The 19,289-nt window shown below is 48.4% G+C and carries 20 protein-coding genes; 6 read left to right on the top strand and 14 right to left on the bottom strand.

From position 1 onward, the window contains the following. Positions 1–27 precede the first annotated feature (27 nt). Positions 28–1,899, bottom strand: coding sequence for an Nramp family divalent metal transporter (locus P2W84_RS03220; protein WP_276088664.1), 1,872 nt, complete (start codon positions 1,897–1,899; stop codon positions 28–30). A gap of 177 nt (positions 1,900–2,076) precedes the next feature. Here P2W84_RS03220 and P2W84_RS03215 point away from each other — a divergent pair, with 177 nt between their 5' ends. Next, on the top strand, positions 2,077–2,547 hold the full coding sequence (locus P2W84_RS03215) for an Lrp/AsnC family transcriptional regulator (protein WP_276088663.1): 471 nt from the start codon (positions 2,077–2,079) through the stop codon (positions 2,545–2,547). Here P2W84_RS03215 and ung read toward each other — a convergent pair. Beyond that, on the bottom strand, positions 2,544–3,221 hold the full coding sequence (gene ung, locus P2W84_RS03210) for a uracil-DNA glycosylase (RefSeq protein WP_276088662.1): 678 nt from the start codon (positions 3,219–3,221) through the stop codon (positions 2,544–2,546). The genes P2W84_RS03215 and ung overlap by 4 nt on opposite strands. Before the next feature lie 92 nt (positions 3,222–3,313). Here ung and P2W84_RS03205 point away from each other — a divergent pair, with 92 nt between their 5' ends. Further along, positions 3,314–3,853: a DUF2892 domain-containing protein gene (locus tag P2W84_RS03205; RefSeq protein ID WP_276088661.1), complete on the top strand. Its 540-nt coding sequence runs from the start codon at positions 3,314–3,316 to the stop codon at positions 3,851–3,853. A gap of 78 nt (positions 3,854–3,931) precedes the next feature. Here the strand turns inward: P2W84_RS03205 and P2W84_RS03200 are convergent, their stop codons facing one another. The 11 genes from P2W84_RS03200 to P2W84_RS03150 form a co-directional block, all read right to left on the bottom strand. Then, on the bottom strand, positions 3,932–4,150 hold the full coding sequence (locus P2W84_RS03200; protein WP_276088660.1) for a hypothetical protein: 219 nt from the start codon (positions 4,148–4,150) through the stop codon (positions 3,932–3,934). An 86-nt stretch (positions 4,151–4,236) separates the two neighbouring features. Further along, positions 4,237–5,958 (bottom strand): lysine--tRNA ligase, encoded by a 1,722-nt coding sequence (gene lysS / locus P2W84_RS03195; RefSeq protein WP_276088659.1) that lies wholly within the window; start codon positions 5,956–5,958, stop codon positions 4,237–4,239. A gap of 95 nt (positions 5,959–6,053) precedes the next feature. Beyond that, positions 6,054–7,967 (bottom strand): long-chain fatty acid--CoA ligase, encoded by a 1,914-nt coding sequence (locus tag P2W84_RS03190; protein WP_276088658.1) that lies wholly within the window; start codon positions 7,965–7,967, stop codon positions 6,054–6,056. 141 nt (positions 7,968–8,108) lie between these two features. Next, complete coding sequence (locus P2W84_RS03185) at positions 8,109–8,435, bottom strand: iron-sulfur cluster assembly accessory protein (protein WP_276088657.1); 327 nt, start codon at positions 8,433–8,435, stop codon at positions 8,109–8,111. Positions 8,436–8,468: 33 nt separating this feature from the next. Beyond that, the gene (gene iscU / locus P2W84_RS03180; protein WP_276088656.1) at positions 8,469–8,882 is read right to left on the bottom strand and encodes a Fe-S cluster assembly scaffold IscU; all 414 of its coding nucleotides are present in this window, start codon (positions 8,880–8,882) and stop codon (positions 8,469–8,471) included. 28 nt (positions 8,883–8,910) lie between these two features. After that, a complete protein-coding gene (locus P2W84_RS03175; RefSeq protein ID WP_276088655.1) occupies positions 8,911–10,122 on the bottom strand; it encodes an IscS subfamily cysteine desulfurase in 1,212 nt (403 codons plus the stop codon). Positions 10,123–10,407: 285 nt separating this feature from the next. Then, positions 10,408–10,629: a hypothetical protein gene (locus P2W84_RS03170; RefSeq protein WP_276088654.1), complete on the bottom strand. Its 222-nt coding sequence runs from the start codon at positions 10,627–10,629 to the stop codon at positions 10,408–10,410. A gap of 28 nt (positions 10,630–10,657) precedes the next feature. Then, on the bottom strand, positions 10,658–11,290 hold the full coding sequence (locus P2W84_RS03165; RefSeq protein WP_276088653.1) for an HXXEE domain-containing protein: 633 nt from the start codon (positions 11,288–11,290) through the stop codon (positions 10,658–10,660). A gap of 117 nt (positions 11,291–11,407) precedes the next feature. Continuing rightward, positions 11,408–12,040 (bottom strand): alpha-ketoglutarate-dependent dioxygenase AlkB, encoded by a 633-nt coding sequence (locus tag P2W84_RS03160; RefSeq protein ID WP_276088652.1) that lies wholly within the window; start codon positions 12,038–12,040, stop codon positions 11,408–11,410. A gap of 92 nt (positions 12,041–12,132) precedes the next feature. Then, positions 12,133–15,396: a glycosyl hydrolase gene (locus P2W84_RS03155; protein WP_276088651.1), complete on the bottom strand. Its 3,264-nt coding sequence runs from the start codon at positions 15,394–15,396 to the stop codon at positions 12,133–12,135. Positions 15,397–15,556: 160 nt separating this feature from the next. Next, entirely contained in the window at positions 15,557–16,804 is a 1,248-nt protein-coding gene (locus P2W84_RS03150) for a sodium:proton antiporter (RefSeq protein ID WP_276088650.1), read from the bottom strand. Positions 16,805–16,949: 145 nt separating this feature from the next. On the opposite strand from P2W84_RS03150, the gene P2W84_RS03145 reads away from it, so the two are divergent. After that, positions 16,950–17,375, top strand: a complete 426-nt coding sequence (locus P2W84_RS03145) for a DUF2147 domain-containing protein (protein WP_276088649.1) — start codon at positions 16,950–16,952, stop codon at positions 17,373–17,375. A 47-nt stretch (positions 17,376–17,422) separates the two neighbouring features. On the opposite strand, the gene P2W84_RS03140 is transcribed toward P2W84_RS03145, so the two are convergent. Then, positions 17,423–17,674, bottom strand: a complete 252-nt coding sequence (locus tag P2W84_RS03140; protein ID WP_276088648.1) for a PD-(D/E)XK nuclease family transposase — start codon at positions 17,672–17,674, stop codon at positions 17,423–17,425. A 38-nt stretch (positions 17,675–17,712) separates the two neighbouring features. Here P2W84_RS03140 and mutT point away from each other — a divergent pair, with 38 nt between their 5' ends. From mutT to P2W84_RS03125, 3 genes are all read left to right on the top strand, one after another. Next, complete coding sequence (gene mutT / locus P2W84_RS03135) at positions 17,713–18,096, top strand: 8-oxo-dGTP diphosphatase MutT (RefSeq protein ID WP_276088647.1); 384 nt, start codon at positions 17,713–17,715, stop codon at positions 18,094–18,096. Positions 18,097–18,216: 120 nt separating this feature from the next. Next, positions 18,217–18,786, top strand: coding sequence for a Crp/Fnr family transcriptional regulator (locus tag P2W84_RS03130; protein ID WP_276088646.1), 570 nt, complete (start codon positions 18,217–18,219; stop codon positions 18,784–18,786). A 69-nt stretch (positions 18,787–18,855) separates the two neighbouring features. Next, positions 18,856–19,218 (top strand): VOC family protein, encoded by a 363-nt coding sequence (locus tag P2W84_RS03125; RefSeq protein ID WP_276088645.1) that lies wholly within the window; start codon positions 18,856–18,858, stop codon positions 19,216–19,218. The last annotated feature ends 71 nt before the right edge of the window (positions 19,219–19,289 follow it).

The raw sequence follows: 19,289 nt of genomic DNA, 5'->3' as shown, positions 1-19,289 counted from the left end.
CCTGATGAAGGGGCAAATATCTCAAAATTATCTTACAATCAGTACAGGGATACGGACTTTGTGCCTTACCGAGTTGACGGTCGTTCCCAGGAAAAGGTCTTTAAGACCCTGGTGCCCATGCGCACCCATGACCAGCAATTCCAGGTGGTTTTTGCCGGTGATGTCCACGATCGCGTTTACGGTGCCGCCGTAGCCAATATGTGTGCTGGCCAGGTAACCCAGGCTTTCCAGGTTGATGCGGTACTTCTCCAGGTTCTCGGTGTCACTCCGGGTTTCGTGGTCCATTACCGACTGGCCATGATAGCGTGCCGCTGCCGTTTCTACCACATGGATCAGGTAATAATGTGCCTGTTTGCCGCCCTGGATCAAGGCGTGTCTTATTGTATTGCGGTCATTCCCCGAAAAATCTACGGTAATCCCGATCCGGGCATAGTGGATCTTTTCCACTTCTTCAATCGCCAGTGCATTCCCGTGTGGGACGACATTCAGTTCCTTCCGGTGTCTGCTGATCAGGGGATAGGCAAACACGAAAAGCAGAAGCAGACCGGTCAGCACCGCCAGTGGTACCACAATCATCTGCACCGCCCAGCCACCGCCGGCACTCCAGGAAGCAATCTCTTCGCCTACCAGCTTTACGTTCAGGGCAACGATCAGCAATGAACTGGTCCAGGCCAGTACCTGTACCCAGGGTTTGATGGCAAAGCCTTTCATGGTCTTTTTGTCCGAGGTAAAATGGATCAGCGGGATGACCGCAAAGCCCAGCTGCAGGCTCAGCACGACCTGGCTCAGGATCAGCAATCCGCCAAGTGCGTCGTCCCCGAAATAGACCAGTGTAAAAAAGGCAGGGACAATAGCCAGTAACCTGGTGATCAGGCGACGCAGCCAGGGTTGTATGCGCAGCTTGATGTGCCCTTCCATCACGATCTGCCCTGCAAGGGTACCCGTAACGGTAGAGCTTTGCCCGGCGGCGATCAGTGCGATGGCAAACAATGATGGCGCCACGTTACCGAATATGTTCCGGAGCAGCATGTGGGCATCCTGTATCTCGGCGACCTCATGCAGGCCATTCTTATAGAAGGCTGCTGCCGCCAGGATCAATATCGCCGCATTGACAAAAAAGGCCAGGTTCAGGGCTACGGCAGTATCCACAAAATTGAATTTGATCGCTTCCTTTATCCCTGCATCCGTACGCTCAAATTTCCTGGTCTGCACCAGCGAAGAATGCAGGTAAAGATTATGGGGCATTACGGTTGCCCCGATGATCCCTATCGCAATGTACAGGGCCTCGCCAGACAGCATGGAGGGTTCAAGCCCTTTGATGATCTCGGTAACTTCGGGTTCTACAATGAACATTTCTATCAGGAAAGACAGCCCTACGATAAATACCATCGAGAGAATGAAACTCTCCATTTTACGCATGCCCTTATTGAGCAGGAACAGCAACAGCACCGTATCCAGTATGGTAATGCAGATACCCCAAATGAGCGGGAGCCCGAAAAGCAGGTTCAGGCCGATGGCCATGCCAATGATCTCGGCAAGGTCACAGGCAATGATCGCCGTTTGTGCCAGGACAAACAACGGGTAATTTACCCACCTGGGATAAGCGTTCCTGGATGCCTGTGCAAGGTCGAGCCCCCTCACAATGCCCAGCCGGGCACTCAGTGATTGCAGCAGCAGGGCGATCAGGTTAGACATCAGCAGCACCCAGATCAGCTGGTAGCCAAACTTACTGCCTCCGGCAATGTCCGTGGCCCAGTTTCCGGGATCCATATAGCCTACACTGACCAGGTAGGCGGGCCCCAGAAAGGAAAGTATCCTTTTCCAGCCAGTGCGCTTGTCTGTCGCTACGCTTTGGTGCACCTCACTGAGGGATTCCGTATGCCGGTGTTTCTGTTCCATTGTTTCAGCTTAACTCTTAACACAAAAAATCTTGATTTTGTTACTCTAACAAATTTTTTTAGACAAATCTAAAAATTTTGCCATAAAATAAGCAGTAAAAAATCGCAGATGATTTAGAATAAAATTTGGTTGATAATGCTTCTTTGCGCTATATTTGAAGAACATTATCAATTAAACATGGCATCAGAACTGGATAAAACAGATTTTAAGATATTAAGGCTATTGCAGGAGAACGGAAGGATGACTAACCTGCTCCTTTCTCAGGAGATCGGGCTTTCACCCGCTCCTACACTGGAACGTGTGCGCAAACTGGAAACATCCGGATACATCAAAAGCTACCACGCACTGGTAGATGAAGAGAAGCTTGGCCTTGGCATCAAGACCTTTATCCAGGTACAGCTTGACTTCCACAAAGCAAATACCATCCAGAACTTCCTGGACGAGGTCAACCAGATCAAGGAGATCACCGAATGCCACCATGTCACCGGCCAGGCCGATTTCCTGTTGAAGGTCTATGTCAGCGATATCAAATCCTATGAGCGGCTTATTATGGACAAGATCAGTAAAATCTCCGTCGTAAAGACCTTTCAGACCATGATGATCATGTCGACGACCAAGAAAGAGCCGATCGTCCCCCTCGAATACTAGTCGATCTGCCAGTCAATTGGCTTCCGGCCTTCTTTCTCCAAAACCGCATTGGCTTTGGAAAAGTGCCTGCAGCCGAAAAAGCCGTTATGCACGGAGAATGGAGAAGGATGAGCGGCCTTCAGTACAGTATGCTTTTGCTGGTCGATCAGTTCCGCCTTGTTCTGCGCATAGCGTCCCCAAAGCAGGAACACAATGCCTTCACGCTGCGCAGACAATTTGCTGATCACGGTATCCGTAAAGATCTCCCATCCCTTACCCTGGTGCGAGCCCGCTTCGTGCGCCCTTACCGTGAGTGTGGCATTGAGCAGCAGCACACCCTCATCCGCCCATTTCGTCAGGTTGCCATGAGCAGGAGTCCGGAAACCGGGAATGTCTGCTTCCAGTTCTTTATAGATGTTTTTTAACGAAGGGGGAATGGCCACTCCTTTCTGTACGGAGAAAGACAAACCATGCGCCTGTCCGGTCCCGTGATAAGGGTCTTGCCCAAGAATGACCACTTTCACCTTTTCAAAGGGCGTGTGGTTGAAAGCATTGAAGATGTCTGCGCCTTTTGGGTATACCGTTGCGCCGTTTTGCTTTTCCGTCTGGAGAAATGCTTTCAGATTTTTCATGTAAGTCTTTTCAAACTCGCCTTCCAGTACTTCAAGCCAGCCTTTTTCCAGGTTTACCGACATAGGTTTCCGTTTTTTCTTTTTGCCGAAATTATCATTTTAAATCTGCTTTTTAGTATATAAACACGATATTTGCCGGAAAAATACTAAAGTATATGCCAAATGTTATCCGCCTGATTATAGGCTTTGTATTGCTGGGCGCTGCGGTTACCCTGATGGTCTTCGGATTCTGGGGCTGGGGCATCCTGGGCGTGCTCATCAGCATCCTTGTATTCGTTACTTTTTTCTTCAATGAAAATATGCTGCTGGCGCAATGGTTCCTGAGAAAAGAGAACCTGCCCAAGGCAGAAGCCTTCCTGAACAGGATCACCAATTACGAGAAACAACTCATCCGGGTGCAGCATGGTTATTACAACCTGCTGATTGGCCTGATCGAATCCCGCAGGGCACCGATGCAGTCGGAAAAATACTTTAAGAAAGCCATTTCGCTTGGTCTGCACATGGACCATAATATCGCTCTCGCTAAACTTAGCCTTGCCGGTATCGCTATGGCCAAAAGAAACAAGCGTGAGGCCCAGATGTACCTTTCAGAAGCGAAAAAAGCAGATAAGAATAAATTACTGGCAGACCAGATCAAACAGATGAAAGACCAGATGGGCATGCTAGATAAACAACAGCAGGTCAGGTACAGGTAATTGAAAGTGTCGGGTCGTTAAGAGGCGTTAAGAAGGGGCGGGAGCGTAACGATAACTGATAATAAAGACAGCCTGGTATTATTTCTCACTCAGGCTGTCAAAGTTCTCATCATATGCAAGACCCGAGGTTCTGCTGATGATGTCATCATCTTCAAAGTAGCTTTTCTTTTTGCTAAAGAATAACTGTTCTGACTGTATCCTTGTGATCAGCTGGCGTACCAGGGCCAGATCAAAGGTATCTTTGTTCAGTTTGATACAATATTCCTTCTCATTGATTTCTAAGCATGAATTGTTCATAACATTTCGATTTTAATACGCGATAAAAATAAAAAAGGCCCGTTAGCTTAAATGCTGCGGGCCTTTAAATTTCTATTATGATATTGTTAAGCGATCCAGGCTGTTACCTCTTCCTTGGTCGGCATCGGAATATCCAGCTTCAGCTTCTTGCGCATTCCACCCAGATCATTGAATACCTTGTTCGGGTTGGCAGCTTTCAAGTCCTCTATCGTATTGATGTTCATCTTACGGATCGCCTGCACCCATGCTGCCGGTACCCCTGCGGCCACGAAATCCTCGTCTGTGGTTACCTTCGCTTTTTTCTCCGGCCTCATCTGCGGGAAGAACAATACTTCCTGTATCGTAGACTGATTGGTCATCAGCATCACCAGGCGGTCAATGCCGATCCCAAGACCTGCAGTTGGCGGCATGCCATATTCCAGCGCCCTGATGAAATCATCATCCATCGCCATTGCCTCGTCATCGCCCCGCTCTGCCAGCTTCAATTGCTCTACCAGACGCTCCTTCTGGTCAATCGGGTCATTCAGCTCCGAATAGGCATTGGCAATCTCCTTACCGTTTACAAAAAGCTCAAAGCGTTCCACAAGCCCTTCCTTGCTGCGGTGTTTTTTCGCCAAAGGAGTCATTTCCAGGGGATAGTCCGTAATGTAGGTCGGCTGGATCAGGTTGGCTTCCACCTTTTCGCTGAACAGCTCGTCGATCAGCTTTCCGCGGCCCATGGAAGCATCTACTTCAATGCCCAGGCTGATGCAAACGGCTTTGATCTCCTCCTCGGTTTTTGCAGAAACATCGATGCCGGTATATTTCTCAATAGACTCATACATGGTCAGTTTTTCGTAAGGCCCTTCAAAGTTGATCTCATGCTGGCCAACTCTGACCACAGGCTGGCCATGTATGGCCACAGCTACTTTTTCAAGACATTCTTCCACCATGCCCATCATCCATACGTAGTCCTTATAGGCTACATAGATCTCCATAGAAGTAAATTCCGGGTTATGCGTCCGGTCCATACCTTCGTTACGGAACATCTTACCAAACTCATACACCCCGTCAAAACCGGCGACGATCAGGCGCTTCAGGTAAAGCTCGTTGGCGATGCGCAGGTAAAGCGGCATGTCCAGTGTATTGTGGTGAGTTGCAAACGGCCGCGCGGCCGCGCCACCATGTATTGGCTGCAGAATAGGTGTTTCCACCTCCATCCAGCCCTGGCTGTCAAAGTAATTCCGCATGGTGTTGATCACCCTGGAGCGGTTGATGAAGATCTGTTTGAAGCCCGGATTTACGGTCAGGTCTACATAACGCTGACGGTAACGCAGCTCGGGATCGGTAAAAGCATCGTATACGTTGCCCTCCTCGTCGCGGCGCACCACCGGAAGCGGCTTCAGCGACTTGGCTAAAACCTTAAACTCCGTCACGTGCAGGGAAATTTCCCCGGTCTGTGTGGTAAACATAAATCCCCTGACGCCTATGTAGTCACCCAGGTCAAGCAGTTTCTTAAATACGGTATTGTACAGGGTCTTGTCTTCTCCCGGGCAAAGGTCGTCCCTTCTGAAATACAATTGCAGCCTGCCGGTCGAATCCTGCAGTTCTACAAAAGATGCGCTGCCCATGATGCGGCGCGACATGATGCGGCCCGCGATACTGATGTTCTTATAGGCGGTCTTGTCCCGCTCATAGTTGGCTAAAATATCGGCGGCGCTGGCATTGATCTCAAATGCCTCGGCAGGGTAGGGGTCTATCCCCAATTCACGCAGCTGGGCAAGCGAATTTCTGCGCAGCAGCTCTAGTTCTGATAATCCTGTACTCATATTGATGATATGCAGCAGAAGGCCGCATAAATTCCTGTTGGTTTAAAAAATAAATTTCCGCAAAAATAGGGAATTACACTGTTTTTTAAAAGCCGCTAATCGGCTTCGACGCTTTCCGCATACATCTCATTAATTACCGGAGCATACTTGCTTTCGATCACCTTCCGTTTTGCCTTCAATGTAGGGGTAATCTCACCTTCCTCCATACTGAATGGATTTCGTTTCACCTTAAAGTTTTTGATCCGCTCAAACTTCGCAAGTTCCGCCGAGTATTTCCGGATGTCCTGGCCGATCCAGTCTATGATCTCCTTTTCCGTGATGAACACTTCCGGTTGCTGGAAGAAAGATTCCGGAAGCTTGAAGGTCTCCTGTAAATTCTCTTTGTTGGGGATCACGATGGCCGTCAGGTACTCCCTTTTGTCCCCGATCAGAAACAGCTGATCAATCTTCAGGCTTTTCAGGTATACATTCTCTACCGGGGTAGGATACACGTTCTTGCCGTAAGCATTCACGATCATGTTCTTCAACCTGTCGGTGATCTGCAGGTTACCCCTGTAGAAACGGCCGATATCGCCTGTATGGAACCAGTTGTCCTTGTCGATAGCCTGTGCGGTCTCCGCGGGTTTGTTAAAATAGCCCTGCATTACACAATGCCCGCGTACGATGATCTCGCCCTCTGCGCATTCAAAATCTTCGCGGAAAGTATCGTGTGTCTGTATGCTGATGATCTCCTTCGTTTCCACGTCCTGTATACCTACCTCAATTCCAGGTATTACCCGGCCTACGGTACCGTAAACCTGGCGATGGTACTCAGTTACGGCCATTACCGGCGATGTTTCGGTCAGCCCGAAACCCTCTAATATCTTGATGCCCAGGTTGCCGAAAAATTCACCCACATTTCTTGGGAGGGCTGCCCCGCCCGAGATCATGAATTTCAGCCTGCCACCTGTTTTTTCCTTGATCTTGCTGAATACCAGTTTTTCCGCCAGCGCCTTCCTCGCAGAAAGTATAAGGCCGGCATTTTTACCGGAAGCAGTGACGCTTCTGTATTCGCTGCCCACTTCCAGTGCCCACAAGAATATCTTCGCCTTCAGGCCACCGTCTGCAGTCCCGCTTTTGATCGCCTTGTCATGTATCCGTTCCAGTAATCTGGGTACACAGTTCATCACCGTCGGCCTGATCTCGCCCATGTTTTTCGCCAGCAGTTCCAGGCTTTGTGCAAAGGCAATTTTACAGCCCTGCGCGCAGCAAACGTGGTAGGTTGCCGTACGTTCAAACACATGCGAAAGCGGGAGGAAAGAAAGGAAGGTTTCCGTTTCGTCAATTACCGGGATCTGTTCCAGGCAAACCTTCACGTTTTCTACAAAATTATAGTGCGAGAGCATGGTGCCCTTTGGTGTGCCTGTTGTACCGGAAGTGTAGATCAGGGAAGAGAGGTCAGATGGCTTTACACTGTTCCGGATGGCTGAGATCTGGTCCTTCACAGACGGTGCCAATGTGGAGGCCGTAGCCAGGATATCGGCAAAAGCAATGACCTCCTGTCTCAGCCCCTCAGGCAGCGCTACTTTTGTATATTCTTCAAAGGCAGGAACAATGTACAGCAACTGCCTGCAATTGGCCGCAATCTTCAGTATCTTCTTATAAAGAAAAGTATTGCCCACCAGGATCGCCTTAATGCCCGAGTCGTTGATGATGTATTCCACCTCATGTTCCGAAAGGGTAGGATAGATCGATACATTGACGGCACCGATCTGCTGTATGCCCTGGTCGTAATAGACATATTCAGGAGAGTTTTCAATCATCAGGCCCATCCGGTCACCTTTTATCACCCCTTTATCCAGGAAGAAGGCTGAAACTGCGTCGGCATTGTCCAGCGTCGTCCTGAAGGAAATTTCTTCCCATTCTGAATTTTTCTTGTCGATCAGAAAGGTTTCTTCAGGCTTGTGGATATTTTCCACTACATTTCTCAGTAAACTAGGGACAGTTGAAGACTCGTTAAAAGATACCATTTAGCAATCCGGTTTAGCAATAATTGGTTGGCAGCATACTGCCTGTTCAATAACAAATAAAAAGGGACGCTGTTGGCGTCCCTTACAAACTTATGCAAAATTGCTGCCTTATACAAGATTAAGGCTTTTGTATTCCGGATACTATACGGAGAAGCTCTCTCCGCAACCGCAGGAACGGCTGGCATTCGGGTTATTGAATGCAAAGCCTTTACCGTTCAGACCGTCCGAGAAATCGAGCTCAGTACCCGCCAGGTACAGGAAAGATTTCATGTCCAGCGCGATCCTGATCCCCCTGTCTTCGAAGAACTGGTCACCAACCTTCTCCTCGTTGTCAAAGTCAAGGTTGTAAGACAGTCCTGAACAGCCCCCGCCTTTTACGGAAACACGCAGGAAATAATCACTTCCCAGTTGCGAATCCTGCATCAGGTGGTCAATTTTGTCTTTTGCCTTATCGGTTATCGTAATCATAGTCTTGTCCTTTTCACGGCCCGGGGCCGCAATTTAGTGATGTGATTTTGGCAGTTCGATCGGCTCCAGGCCGTTCTTCACGCGGTAATCGTTGATCGCCGACTTGATCGCGTCCTCAGCCAATACCGAGCAGTGGATCTTTACCGGCGGCAATGCCAGCTCTTCCACGATGTCCATGTTGTCAATTGTCAGCGCCTCATCTACCGTTTTGCCTTTCAGCCATTCAGTAGCCAGTGACGAAGAAGCAATTGCCGATCCACAGCCGAAAGTCTTGAACTTTGCGTCGGTGATCACATTGTTATCGTCTACCTCGATCTGTAAACGCATTACGTCGCCGCACTCCGGTGCGCCAACCAGTCCTGTACCAACCGATTTGCTGTCCTTATTTAAAGTACCCACATTCCTGGGGTTGGTATAGTGATCTATTACTTTTTCTGAGTATGCCATTTTATTTATGCTTTAATATGCCCGTCAATTAATGTTCTGCCCATTCGATTTTATCCAGGTCGATGCCCTCTTTGAACATTTCCCACAGCGGGGAAAGATCTCTCAGGTGAGTCACCGCCTTTTTCGTGTTTTCGATCGCATAATCTACTTCCTCTTCGGTCGTAAACCTGCCCAGACCAAAACGTATCGAAGAGTGTGCCAAATCATCGGAAAGGCCCAAACTTTTCAATACATAAGATGGTTCCAAAGATGCTGAGGTACAGGCAGATCCTGAAGATACCGCCAGGTCCTTCATGGCCATCATCAGGCCTTCACCTTCTACGTACTTGAAGGAAATGTTAGCCACATGCGGCAGGCGGTGTTCCCTGTTGCCGTTCACATAGCTTTCCTCAAGTTCCAGCAGGGAATTTTCCAGCTTGTCGCGCAGCGCAGAAAGGCGTTTTGCCTCTGCGTCCATTTCCAGGCGGCACAGTTCGCAGGCCTTGCCCAGACCCACAATGCCGGGTACGTTCAGCGTTCCGGAACGCATGCCGCGCTCATGGCCGCCGCCGTCCATCTGTGCGGTTACCTTTACCCTTGGGTTCTTGCGGCGTACATACAGCGCGCCGATACCCTTAGGCCCATACATCTTATGTGCAGAGAAGGCCATCAGGTCGATGCCGTCCTCATTTACGTTCACTGGTATCTTACCTACTGCCTGGGTCGCATCCGTCATGAACAGTGCGCCGTGCTTGTGGGCGATTGCGGAAATTTCCTTAACCGGCTGGATCACGCCAATCTCGTTGTTGCCGTACATGATCGTTACCAGGATGGTCTGGTCGGTCATGGCTGCTTCCAGCTCTGCCAGGTCGATCAGGCCGTCTTCCTTTACGTTCAGGTAAGTCACCTTAGCGCCCAGTTTTTCCAGGTGCTTGCAGGTATCCAGTACTGCCTTGTGCTCGGTCGTCGCCGTAATAATGTGGTTTCCCTTTTCCTGGTACATTTCGTACACGCCCTTGATACCCAGGTTGTCTGCCTCTGTTGCGCCTGAAGTAAAGATGATCTCTTTTTCAGTACAGCCGATCAGTTTGGCTACCTGCTCACGCGCATAGTCCACTGCCTCTTCAGCCACCCATCCGAAAGCATGGTTGCGGCTGGCCGCGTTACCAAACTTATTGGTGAAATAGGGCAGCATCGCTTCCAATACCCTGGGGTCCAGGGGAGTGGTGGCATTGTTATCTAAGTAAATAGGAAGTTCCATCGTAATTATATTATATCTTTTTGATAGACAAAGCTACGAAAAAAGATTGCTAATAATTATAGATATTGGTTATAGGGCTATAGAGAAGCCCGCATTTTGACATGTGCAGGACATAGCCCGGGGCTGTTCCGGACCCCGGCCGGCTATTCTGTCATACTGGCAGGGGAAGCACATGGCATGCTCCAGCTTTGGGGCAGCTTAACGGCAGCTTCGGACCGGGTTCGGAAAAAAGTACCCCTTTTCCGAACCTGCCCTGCTTTTCCCCCGGAATTGCCCGGGCAATGCCTATAACTTTTCTATATCAGCGGCCGAAAGACCGGTTGATCTTTCAATGATCTCGACAGAAATGTTTTCCAGTTTCAGTTTTTTTGCGACTTCAATCGCTGTTTCAATCGCTGCTTCAGTGGCTGCCTGCTTTGCTGCCCACCTCAAGCTGGCATCATAGTCGGATTTGGCCTTCATATTGGATTCGTAGATTTCCCGTTCTTCTTTGGTGAGCTTTGCCATTTGCGGCGGTCGACCAGACCAATTACTATTAATTGCGACGGTCCCTGGTCAATAGGTTTCTCTGTTCAAAAGCATAATTCGTATTCCTGTCGGCCATCCATTTTATGAATTTGAGTACGCCCACTACGTTTAAAAAAATGCCAAGTGGAATACCAATCAGGTAATCAGACAATTTGATCAGGTGCTCCGAGGAAACTACGAAAAAGAAAAAATACGTACATGGGACAAACAGCAGCGAACTGGTCACCAGCCCAGCGTTGTACAAGGTTTTGCCTCTGACATTGAATACAACTATATGCGCAATTGCATTGCCAATAGAAACAGCTATAGTCGCCAGCCCAAGCCAAACTACCCGCTCCGCAAATATGGCGGCAAGAAAATAGCTGGACCACCCGACCATGACATTGATTAACAGCGCAGTATTGGTGTTGAGGGGATAACGGTCAGGCAAGTCGCTCTTGAACATGACCGTATTAAGCATACCTGGAAAAGTGCCCGCAATCCGGTATTCTTCCAGTTGGTGTAAAAATAGTGACACCAGACTCAACCACATCAGAAGCTGGTAATGGGACAGCGTTTTAAATTTCAAAACGATGAATATCAGTACCAGGACTGACAGGAACCCGCCTATATCGTACCAATGCTTTCTTAACATGTTCATGTCTTCGGGTTTGATTTGATCGCACAAAGGCCGGCAAAACTGCTCGTTAAAACGGCCTGGGCTAAATTAGGGTTTGTCAAGTAATCCTGCAAAGCCCAATCTATCAGGTCGCCTGTCTTACGAGGGTTGATTGACGTAATACACCGGTTTGCCGGATTCCGATATCCTGAAGGTGAGGTTAATCCTGGGACCGATGATCCGGGCTGTTTTAGGGATGTGGTGCTCGTAATGCTGTTGCATGGTTTCCCCCATGAGCAGCAGGCTTCCGTGGGTTAAGGGGATGTCCAGCTGTGAAATGTCTTTGTTGCTTTTGTGGCGGACTTTAAAGATGCGGGTGTCTCCGAAAGTTACCGAGGCGATGTGGTGGTGCTTGCCGTCTGCCGGGAGGTTATCGCTGTGCCAGGCCACAGAGTCCTTGCCATCGCGGTAGAGGTTTAACAGGACCCGGTCAAAACGAATTCCTGTAATTTGTTCGATGGCTTTTTTAATCTCCAGTAAAACAGGTGTCCAGGCGTGTCCGTTTGCGCCGCCGTAATACACAGTCATCCGGGGATCAGGCACGATCCGGTCATACATTTTCCTGGAACGCTGCTGCCAGGGGGATTCTTTCAGCAGGATGTTGTAATACCGGTCTGCCTGCTGCTTTTCAAAGAAATGCTGCCACAGGCGCAGTTCAGTATCTGGCAGTTTGAAGTCCGTATACTTCTTGATGCCTCCGTCAAATAGTTCGGTTTCCGCAAAAAGACTCATGCTACAAAATTAGGTGTTTTCATTGAAGAAAACTAAAAATATTAGTATTTAATACCCTGATTCATCCTATCCTTAACTAGTCGTATATCTGATCATTGAATCAATGACTCCCTGGATATTGACACCGGACCAAGCAAGCCGCTGACACGCAAAGGTGCGTCCTTAGGCGGTCCGCTTATGGTCCAGGTCTTTCTTTTTTCCTGCTGCAATCCGGCATCATAAACCAACCTGTTGAACCAACTGCTGGTGACCTCGATTTTTAATGTGTTGCTTCCTGACACTAATACATTTCTCAGATCTATGCTGTACGGCGGGCACCAAATGGTTCCGATGTCCTTACCGTTAAGTGTTACTTTGGCTATCATGCTTACTTCCCCTAAGTTGAGTGTGTAGCGGGATGACGGATCAACCTTACTCAAATTGAATGCAGTTGTGTAAGTAGCGGTGCCCGAGAATGCCTTTGCTTCAGCCGGTATATCCAAGTCTTTCCAGGGCTTAAGTGCTTTGGTCTGGATGGTGTCTGGAGCACCCCATCCGTCGGGAAATGCGATGAACCAGGGAGATGAAAGTTCGATAGTCATCGGAGCTGCATAAGTTTTAATATCAGCTTTCTTTTCGTCATGGCTGAACACGACAAAGCACGAGCCCGCGAGCGGCAGGTCCAAATCAACCGAAGTACGCGTGCCATTTTGTTTACCAGCGACCGGAGATACTTTGCCGGTTACCGGGTCCCATACCTCTATGTTGCCGGTATTCCTGAATTCCAGTGTGCCTTTGAAAGCTCCGCCTTTAGGTGCGGTAATAAAATACCAGTCAGCATCCTGCGTACGACGATGTGCCCATAAGGCATTACCACCTGTGACATCAGGTTTCAGTTGTAGTTTATTTAAGGCGTCGCCCAAACTCATACCTGATAGTAAAATGCCTTTGCCCAAGCGCGTCATCGCATTTGCTTTTTTGCCCCAAATGTTTTTTACTGCCGTAGTAAAGCGGATCTGTGCCTTTTGACCACCGCTTAAGGTTGCCAACTGCTTTGGCGCATTTCCAATGACCGTTGCTCCAGCACGGATCAGCATATTTAGTTTCTCCACTGTCTGCGGCAACATGTGGGTAGTCTCGGGCAGCCAAAGCACGCGATATTCAATACCTTCTGGAGTAGTTAGCATACCGTTGACTACTGTTAACCTGTGCAGTAAAACGTCAGGGTTGCAATAATCATATTTGAATCCTTCGGGGAATGGCGCGTTTTGGTCCGGCTTGTGACCTAGTTCATCTCCCAGGTACCAGAGCACGTCAGACACAGGCTTACCCCGCTCCAGCATATAGCTGCAACGTGCGAAATAATCGTTCAAATGCGGCATATGCCTCCACCAGGTCTGCTGCCTGATAAAAGGCGTGCCTATACTTGAACCCAGGGAACTGCCCGGGATTAGCGAATCAACGCTTGGGTTATGCGTGAAAGTGTGATATACCAGGTGAGACACTCCCTCGATCATATTTAAGTTGGCCACATCTTTCAACATAGGCCACTGTTCATCCCAGGTTAATTCGAACGAGGTTAAAGCTTCTGCAGCTATCCTTGGTTTGCCATAGATACGTGCTGCGGATGCTGTGGGCTTGATCGGCTTAAAATTCAATGAGCCCACAAAGTAGTTGTTGAAGGGTTGCCAAAACTCAGCCATCGGCACATCAGCAAATTTGTAGTATTCCAGAATATCAGCCGGAACGACATCACCAGCCGCAGTCTCATAGGTAACACCCAGATTGCTGGCTTTAGCCAACTTAGCCATACGACCGAAAAACTTGTTGGTATAAAGGTCATTCAGCGCGTAGCGCCAGTCGTGCAAAAACCGGTAGGTGGTTTCCTGATCTTGCATTACGTAACCGAATAGGGCAGGTAGCCATTTGCGCAATGGGTAACCCGATATACGGTTAAACTCAGCTTCCATACTGGCGGTCCAGGTCTGCGTTTCGCATTCCCAGCTGTCCATCAGCATTCCTTTTAACAAACCATTAGCTAAAGCCCCCTTATCACCCGAAAGCCTGCCTATATAACCCGCGAAATGTGCGTCAGCACCCGCTTCCGATAGTTTATCGCATTCCCAGCCGGTGCCTTCAGGTGGCGCCGGGCCGTTTTTTTTACCGGCGTTAATGTGGCCAATACGTAGTACCGTCCAACGGCCTGCCGGGGCTTTCCATGTAAGGTTCCCTTCAGCATCCATCATTTTTGAAAGGTCAACCACTTGCGCGGGGTCAACAAAGGCTTTAGTCGATTGTGCATAATTTACACCATTACGGTCGATGTTTCGTAAGGTCCACCCGGCCTCGCTTTCCCAGTTGTTTTTACGTGCCGCCGCATAAAAACGGATATAACTTAAGGCAAGGTCATGTTTGTTCTCTATCCAGATCTTTATCGCTTTCACGCCTTTTGTCTCGGTACAGGCTAATGTCAAGGGACTATTGTCCTGCCAATTGGCAGCAGGTACGTTGTTGTTGAGCAATTCCTTAGTTTTTCCGTTAGCTAAAACTGCCTGCACTTTAATGTGCACCCCTGGCTCATAATTCCAGGCATGGCTCATGCTGTTCACGCTTGGCAGTTCGATGGTTCGTATGGTCACGGTATCGGCGAATGTGGCTTCTACATGGTGTGGTTTGCCATTAGATGGTTCCAGACGTACCGGCTTTTCGGGAGTACTCAACAAAGGGCCGGTCCAGTCAACGGTGCCGCTACCCTTTGCTGCTTGTATTTGATGTGGTTTGCCGGAATCGCCCAACGGGGTCGGGAAAGCCAATACAGTAACTTCCTTATAGTCGCGCCAAACTTCATTGCTGGGCTGCGGCTTATCCAGACGTGTTTTGATGATGCCTTTACCTCCACTGATATCGGTTCGGCTCCAGGCTAAATGGCGCATGGCCTTGGCAGGTGTTATCCATGGTCCGCCGGACATTGCCCAACCGGGGCAATTTTGCATGGTAAAGCGCAGGCCTAAGCGTTCGCATTCCGTAGCAGCGTGTTTTATCGCGTCTTCCCATAGCGGGCTCAGGCAGGCGATCTGCGGATCAACACCCGGCCATGGACCACCAAATTGCCCGTGAAAAAGTTGGATTCCCGATATTCCCGAACGTGCAATAGCTTCCAAATCGGCGGTGATCCCTTTTTTGGATACATTACCGCCAATGAGATGAAACCAGGTCTCGGGATAATAAACTTTGTCCGGCTTCAGGAAAGCAGCCCTATCGTACGTACCGAATGCGCCGTTCAATTGTGCAGCAGGCGGAATCATAGGGGCTACCTGTGCTATCGCAGTCGTCATAAATGACGTCATGGCCAGGCAAATTGCAATTAGTCTTTTCATTGTATCGCCGTAATAGGTTATTTGGTTTATGGCTTGTATTAATGCGCCCAACCAAAATATTTATTTTAAATGGCATTACTAACCTGTACTGTACTGGAGGAAGTAAATATCGACGGTAAGGCCAGATTACATTGTATTTATGGCGCTTTTGTTAATGCAGCTACGCGTGGCCGTGCTTCTGTAAACGACCGGCGAGCTTACCGATCGTCATTCCTTGTACCAATATGGAAAATACGACAATTATATAGGTGATCAGCACAAACTCGTCCCGGAACATGCCGTTGCCGAGTGATAAGGCCAGTGCCACAGAGATTCCGCCGCGCAGCCCGCCCCAAGTCAGGATGGTCACCGCGTTCGGTTCAAATCTTACCCAGCGCCTTAGCACCGTTACCGGCAGAATAACGGATAACCAGCGGGCAAGCAAGACCACCAGGATAGCGATGCCGCCGATGAGTAGTAAGGTAGAGTTTACTTTTATAACCAATACCTCAAAGCCGATCAATAAGAATAAGATGGCATTTAAAATTTCATCAATGAGTTCCCAAAACTTGCCCAAGTAGTCGCGCGTCATGTCTGACATACCTTCCAATTTCGATTTGTTCCCGGTGATGATCCCGGCTACGACCATGGCGAGCGGGCCGGAGACATGCAAGTGCCCGGCAGCGAAATAACCCCCCATAACAATGGCAAGGGTAATCAGCACTTCAACTTTATAGTCATCAATTGAGCGTAATGCCAGGAAGCCGATATAGCCAACGACAGCACCAAAAACGAGGCCGCCAACCGCCTCCTGTAAGAATAGTTTGGAAACATCCAAGAACGAAACATCTGCGCCTCCCGAGCGGGCAATTTCAGCTATGGTGATAAAGATCACCACCGCAACGCCATCATTGAACAACGATTCCCCGGAAATTTTCAGCTGCAGTGTTGCCGGTATCCTGGCGGCTTTTAATAAGCCCAGCACCGCGATGGGATCGGTAGGTGAGATCAGTGAACCAAATAAGAGACAGTAGATGAAGGGAACGTTAAGACCGAACCAGTTAAAGACAAGGTTCATTAAGCCGCCGACTATAAACGTAGACAATAAGATCCCTACCGTGGCCAGTACGATGACCGGCAGCCCCTGTGCCCTGAGTTTCTGCGCATCAATATGTATGGCCCCGGCAAAAAGCAGAAAGCTCAACATGAAATTCATCAGCACTTCCTGGAAGTCGATTGATGATACCAACTCCAACGCCTTTTCAGATAACAGGGAATGTGACGGGCCTAATACGGCAAGCACCAGTGAGGCGACCAGCGAAAGAATCATGATGCCGATCGTTGGCGGCCATTTAATGTACCGGTGATTAATGTAGGCAAATATGGCTGCCAGTACGATGGTGATTGTTAAAATTTCATTGATGTTCATCTGTCCGGGATTTAAGGCTAAGATAAGACACCACCGGCATACCACAATTGGTTAAATAGCCTTGAATCAAACTATTTTGGAGGTAAGTTGTCTAATATAGATGTCGCATACTCATAGATCGCTATTTCTCCTGTCCATTTGTTGCATGTGTTTTATTTTTTCCAGCCAGCGTCTGGTTGCGCAAAACCTACCTGCAAGCCAGCGTATTTGCGGCGACTGGGAAAATCAGGCGAAGTCGTTGCGGATCAAAATTTACACAGAGGATGAGGAATTCAAAGCGAAAATTACCTGGTTCAGGGATACGGAAGGTAAGTCGCTGAATTATTGGAAGGATAAGCGCAATCCTGATCCCAAACTGCGGAACCGTACGATTTTAGGTATGAGTATTTTACGAGATCTTGAATATAATGCAAAAACAGGGACCTGGGAAAACGGTATGGTATATGACTCCAAGCACGGTAAGGAATGGAATGCTTCCGCTTCGATGGATAAAAAAGGTTTGCTCAAAGTACGAGGTTACTGGCATTTTAAGTGGATCGGCAAAAGTATGATCTTCCACCGGATCAAATAGCAGCCGGGCAACGCCCTTTTTCGTAATGAACTGACCGTAATACGCCGTCATCCGGGGATCAGCCACGATCCGGTCATATGCTGTTCCTCCTTGCTTAAGTTGGCGTATTCGCCTATGCTGTAAAACTTTTCAAATATGGTATGTTTAAACTCCGGGGGAAGGCTTTTGCGCAGGAGCATGTGAATGAGTTCGTGTATCCACTTGTCAACCTCAGTATGGCATTCCTCCAGGGTCTTTGTAAAGTTAGTCAAATCAATATAAATGTACCCCAGGCCGTCGTAAAATATAAACGATGGCAATCAGGTTATGAGGAACTATTTTTATACTATCTTGCACCGTGATTCCCGTTGCAGCCGCTGTTATTTACAAGGATGAAAAGATTCTGATTGCCCGTAGGGCACCTGGTAAACATATGGCAGGCTACTGGGAATTTCCCGGCGGTAAGATTGAGCCCGGTGAAACGCCCGGGCAATGCCTTCTACGGGAAATCCGCGAAGAGTTAGGCATTTCCATCAGTGTTGGTCATTTTCTTGGGGAACATCTGCATGATTACGGCGAAAAGCAAGTATTACTCAAAGCCTACCGATGTGCCTACGCCAGCGGCGAGCTCATACTTGTCGATCACGATGAGATACAATGGGTCTTACCAGAGGATCTTTCCCAATATCGATTCGCTCCGGCTGATATTCCATTCATTGATGCCATAAGGGGCACCTATTAAGAAATGGGTTGTAGTTGATATATATTCAGCCGATCGATCCATATCTATCCTGAGATTTAGACTATCTGCGTTAGAATAATCGTAGATTGCAGTTAAATAACCCCAGAAATACAATTGACAATGCGTTTGGAAGATGAACTTGGAAAATGTCTGGACAAAATCGGTGATTTTACCCCAATGGCGGTATCGGAGATCCTTTCGTGTTGCTGTCTCAAAGAAATCCCCAAGGGCGATTTTTTGCTGCGACCTTCTGCTGTAAGTAATTCCATCCATTTTTTGATCGAGGGGGCCGCGATTCATTATGATGGAGATGGGGGAGATGAAGGCATATTCGAACTCTATGTGAAAAGTGATTGCATGGTCGGCCCGGGGAGTTTCTTATCTCAGCAACCTTCCTCCCAGAACATTAGGGCGTTCAGCGATTCTAAGATACTGTCATTGTCCATCTATGCGCTCCATGAACTCGTCGGTAAATCTGCCTCATACTTTCAATTGGGTAAGGTGATCCAGCCGAGTTGGTTTAAAGCAGCATTTTATGACCAGGATATGTCGCCGGATCAGAAGTACGCCCATCTACTTGAGCATAAGCCAGAGATCGTTCAGCAATTTCCGCTGAAAGTTATTGCCTCGTACCTGAAAATAAGCCCCGAAACATTGAGCCGGGTGCGGGCAAGGTTGGTCATTTCTTGATTTCAATCAAGAAATCTTCGCCGATTTTGTGCCACTTTTAGTCATTAATTAATTTTATATTTCCCCATTATGCTGACAGACGTTCACCCTAAAATTCCCATGCGGGATAAAGCAGTAACCATTGATTATTATGTAAATGGTCTTGGTTTTCAGATTTGCGGAACCGCGGATTATCCGGATTACCTGATGGTCCGAAAGGATCGTATCGAGATTCACTTTTTCCTGTTTAAAGCTCTGGATCCTGCTGAAAATTATGGGCAGGTGTATATCCGTACGGATGCGATCGAGACTTTATACGAGGAAATGTTGAGCCGCGGAGTTAAAATCCATCCCAACGGCCCGTTGCATGAGAAGCCCTGGGGCCAGAAAGAATTTGCATTGCTGGATCCGGACAACAACCTGCTGACCTTTGGTCAATCCGCTAGCCGCTAATCTGATCATCAAGAAACTTTACTAAGCTTATACCGAGCGTTTATATGCAAATATCAACGATGGGCCTAAAG

The organism is Pedobacter sp. JY14-1 (assembly GCF_029269825.1).
GTDB lineage: Bacteria > Bacteroidota > Bacteroidia > Sphingobacteriales > Sphingobacteriaceae > Pedobacter.
Note: the sequence above shows the minus strand (reverse complement) of the source record. Positions and strands in the feature narration are given on the sequence as shown.

Excerpts from the sequence above, each read along its gene's own strand:
- P2W84_RS03175 (WP_276088655.1), bottom strand. The coding sequence starts at position 10,122 with ATGGAACTTCCTATTTACTTAGATAACAATGCCACCACTCCCCTGGAC.
- P2W84_RS03185 (WP_276088657.1), bottom strand. The coding sequence starts at position 8,435 with ATGATTACGATAACCGATAAGGCAAAAGACAAAATTGACCACCTGATG.
- P2W84_RS03165 (WP_276088653.1), bottom strand. The coding sequence starts at position 11,290 with ATGAACATGTTAAGAAAGCATTGGTACGATATAGGCGGGTTCCTGTCA.
- P2W84_RS03155 (WP_276088651.1), bottom strand. The coding sequence starts at position 15,396 with ATGAAAAGACTAATTGCAATTTGCCTGGCCATGACGTCATTTATGACG.
- iscU (WP_276088656.1), bottom strand. The coding sequence starts at position 8,882 with ATGGCATACTCAGAAAAAGTAATAGATCACTATACCAACCCCAGGAAT.
- P2W84_RS03200 (WP_276088660.1), bottom strand. The coding sequence starts at position 4,150 with ATGAACAATTCATGCTTAGAAATCAATGAGAAGGAATATTGTATCAAA.
- P2W84_RS03145 (WP_276088649.1), top strand. The coding sequence starts at position 16,950 with ATGTGTTTTATTTTTTCCAGCCAGCGTCTGGTTGCGCAAAACCTACCT.
- P2W84_RS03150 (WP_276088650.1), bottom strand. The coding sequence starts at position 16,804 with ATGAACATCAATGAAATTTTAACAATCACCATCGTACTGGCAGCCATA.
- P2W84_RS03205 (WP_276088661.1), top strand. The coding sequence starts at position 3,314 with ATGCCAAATGTTATCCGCCTGATTATAGGCTTTGTATTGCTGGGCGCT.
- P2W84_RS03190 (WP_276088658.1), bottom strand. The coding sequence starts at position 7,967 with ATGGTATCTTTTAACGAGTCTTCAACTGTCCCTAGTTTACTGAGAAAT.
- P2W84_RS03170 (WP_276088654.1), bottom strand. The coding sequence starts at position 10,629 with ATGGCAAAGCTCACCAAAGAAGAACGGGAAATCTACGAATCCAATATG.
- P2W84_RS03130 (WP_276088646.1), top strand. The coding sequence starts at position 18,217 with ATGCGTTTGGAAGATGAACTTGGAAAATGTCTGGACAAAATCGGTGAT.
- ung (WP_276088662.1), bottom strand. The coding sequence starts at position 3,221 with ATGTCGGTAAACCTGGAAAAAGGCTGGCTTGAAGTACTGGAAGGCGAG.
- P2W84_RS03220 (WP_276088664.1), bottom strand. The coding sequence starts at position 1,899 with ATGGAACAGAAACACCGGCATACGGAATCCCTCAGTGAGGTGCACCAA.
- P2W84_RS03215 (WP_276088663.1), top strand. The coding sequence starts at position 2,077 with ATGGCATCAGAACTGGATAAAACAGATTTTAAGATATTAAGGCTATTG.
- P2W84_RS03125 (WP_276088645.1), top strand. The coding sequence starts at position 18,856 with ATGCTGACAGACGTTCACCCTAAAATTCCCATGCGGGATAAAGCAGTA.
- P2W84_RS03160 (WP_276088652.1), bottom strand. The coding sequence starts at position 12,040 with ATGAGTCTTTTTGCGGAAACCGAACTATTTGACGGAGGCATCAAGAAG.
- lysS (WP_276088659.1), bottom strand. The coding sequence starts at position 5,958 with ATGAGTACAGGATTATCAGAACTAGAGCTGCTGCGCAGAAATTCGCTT.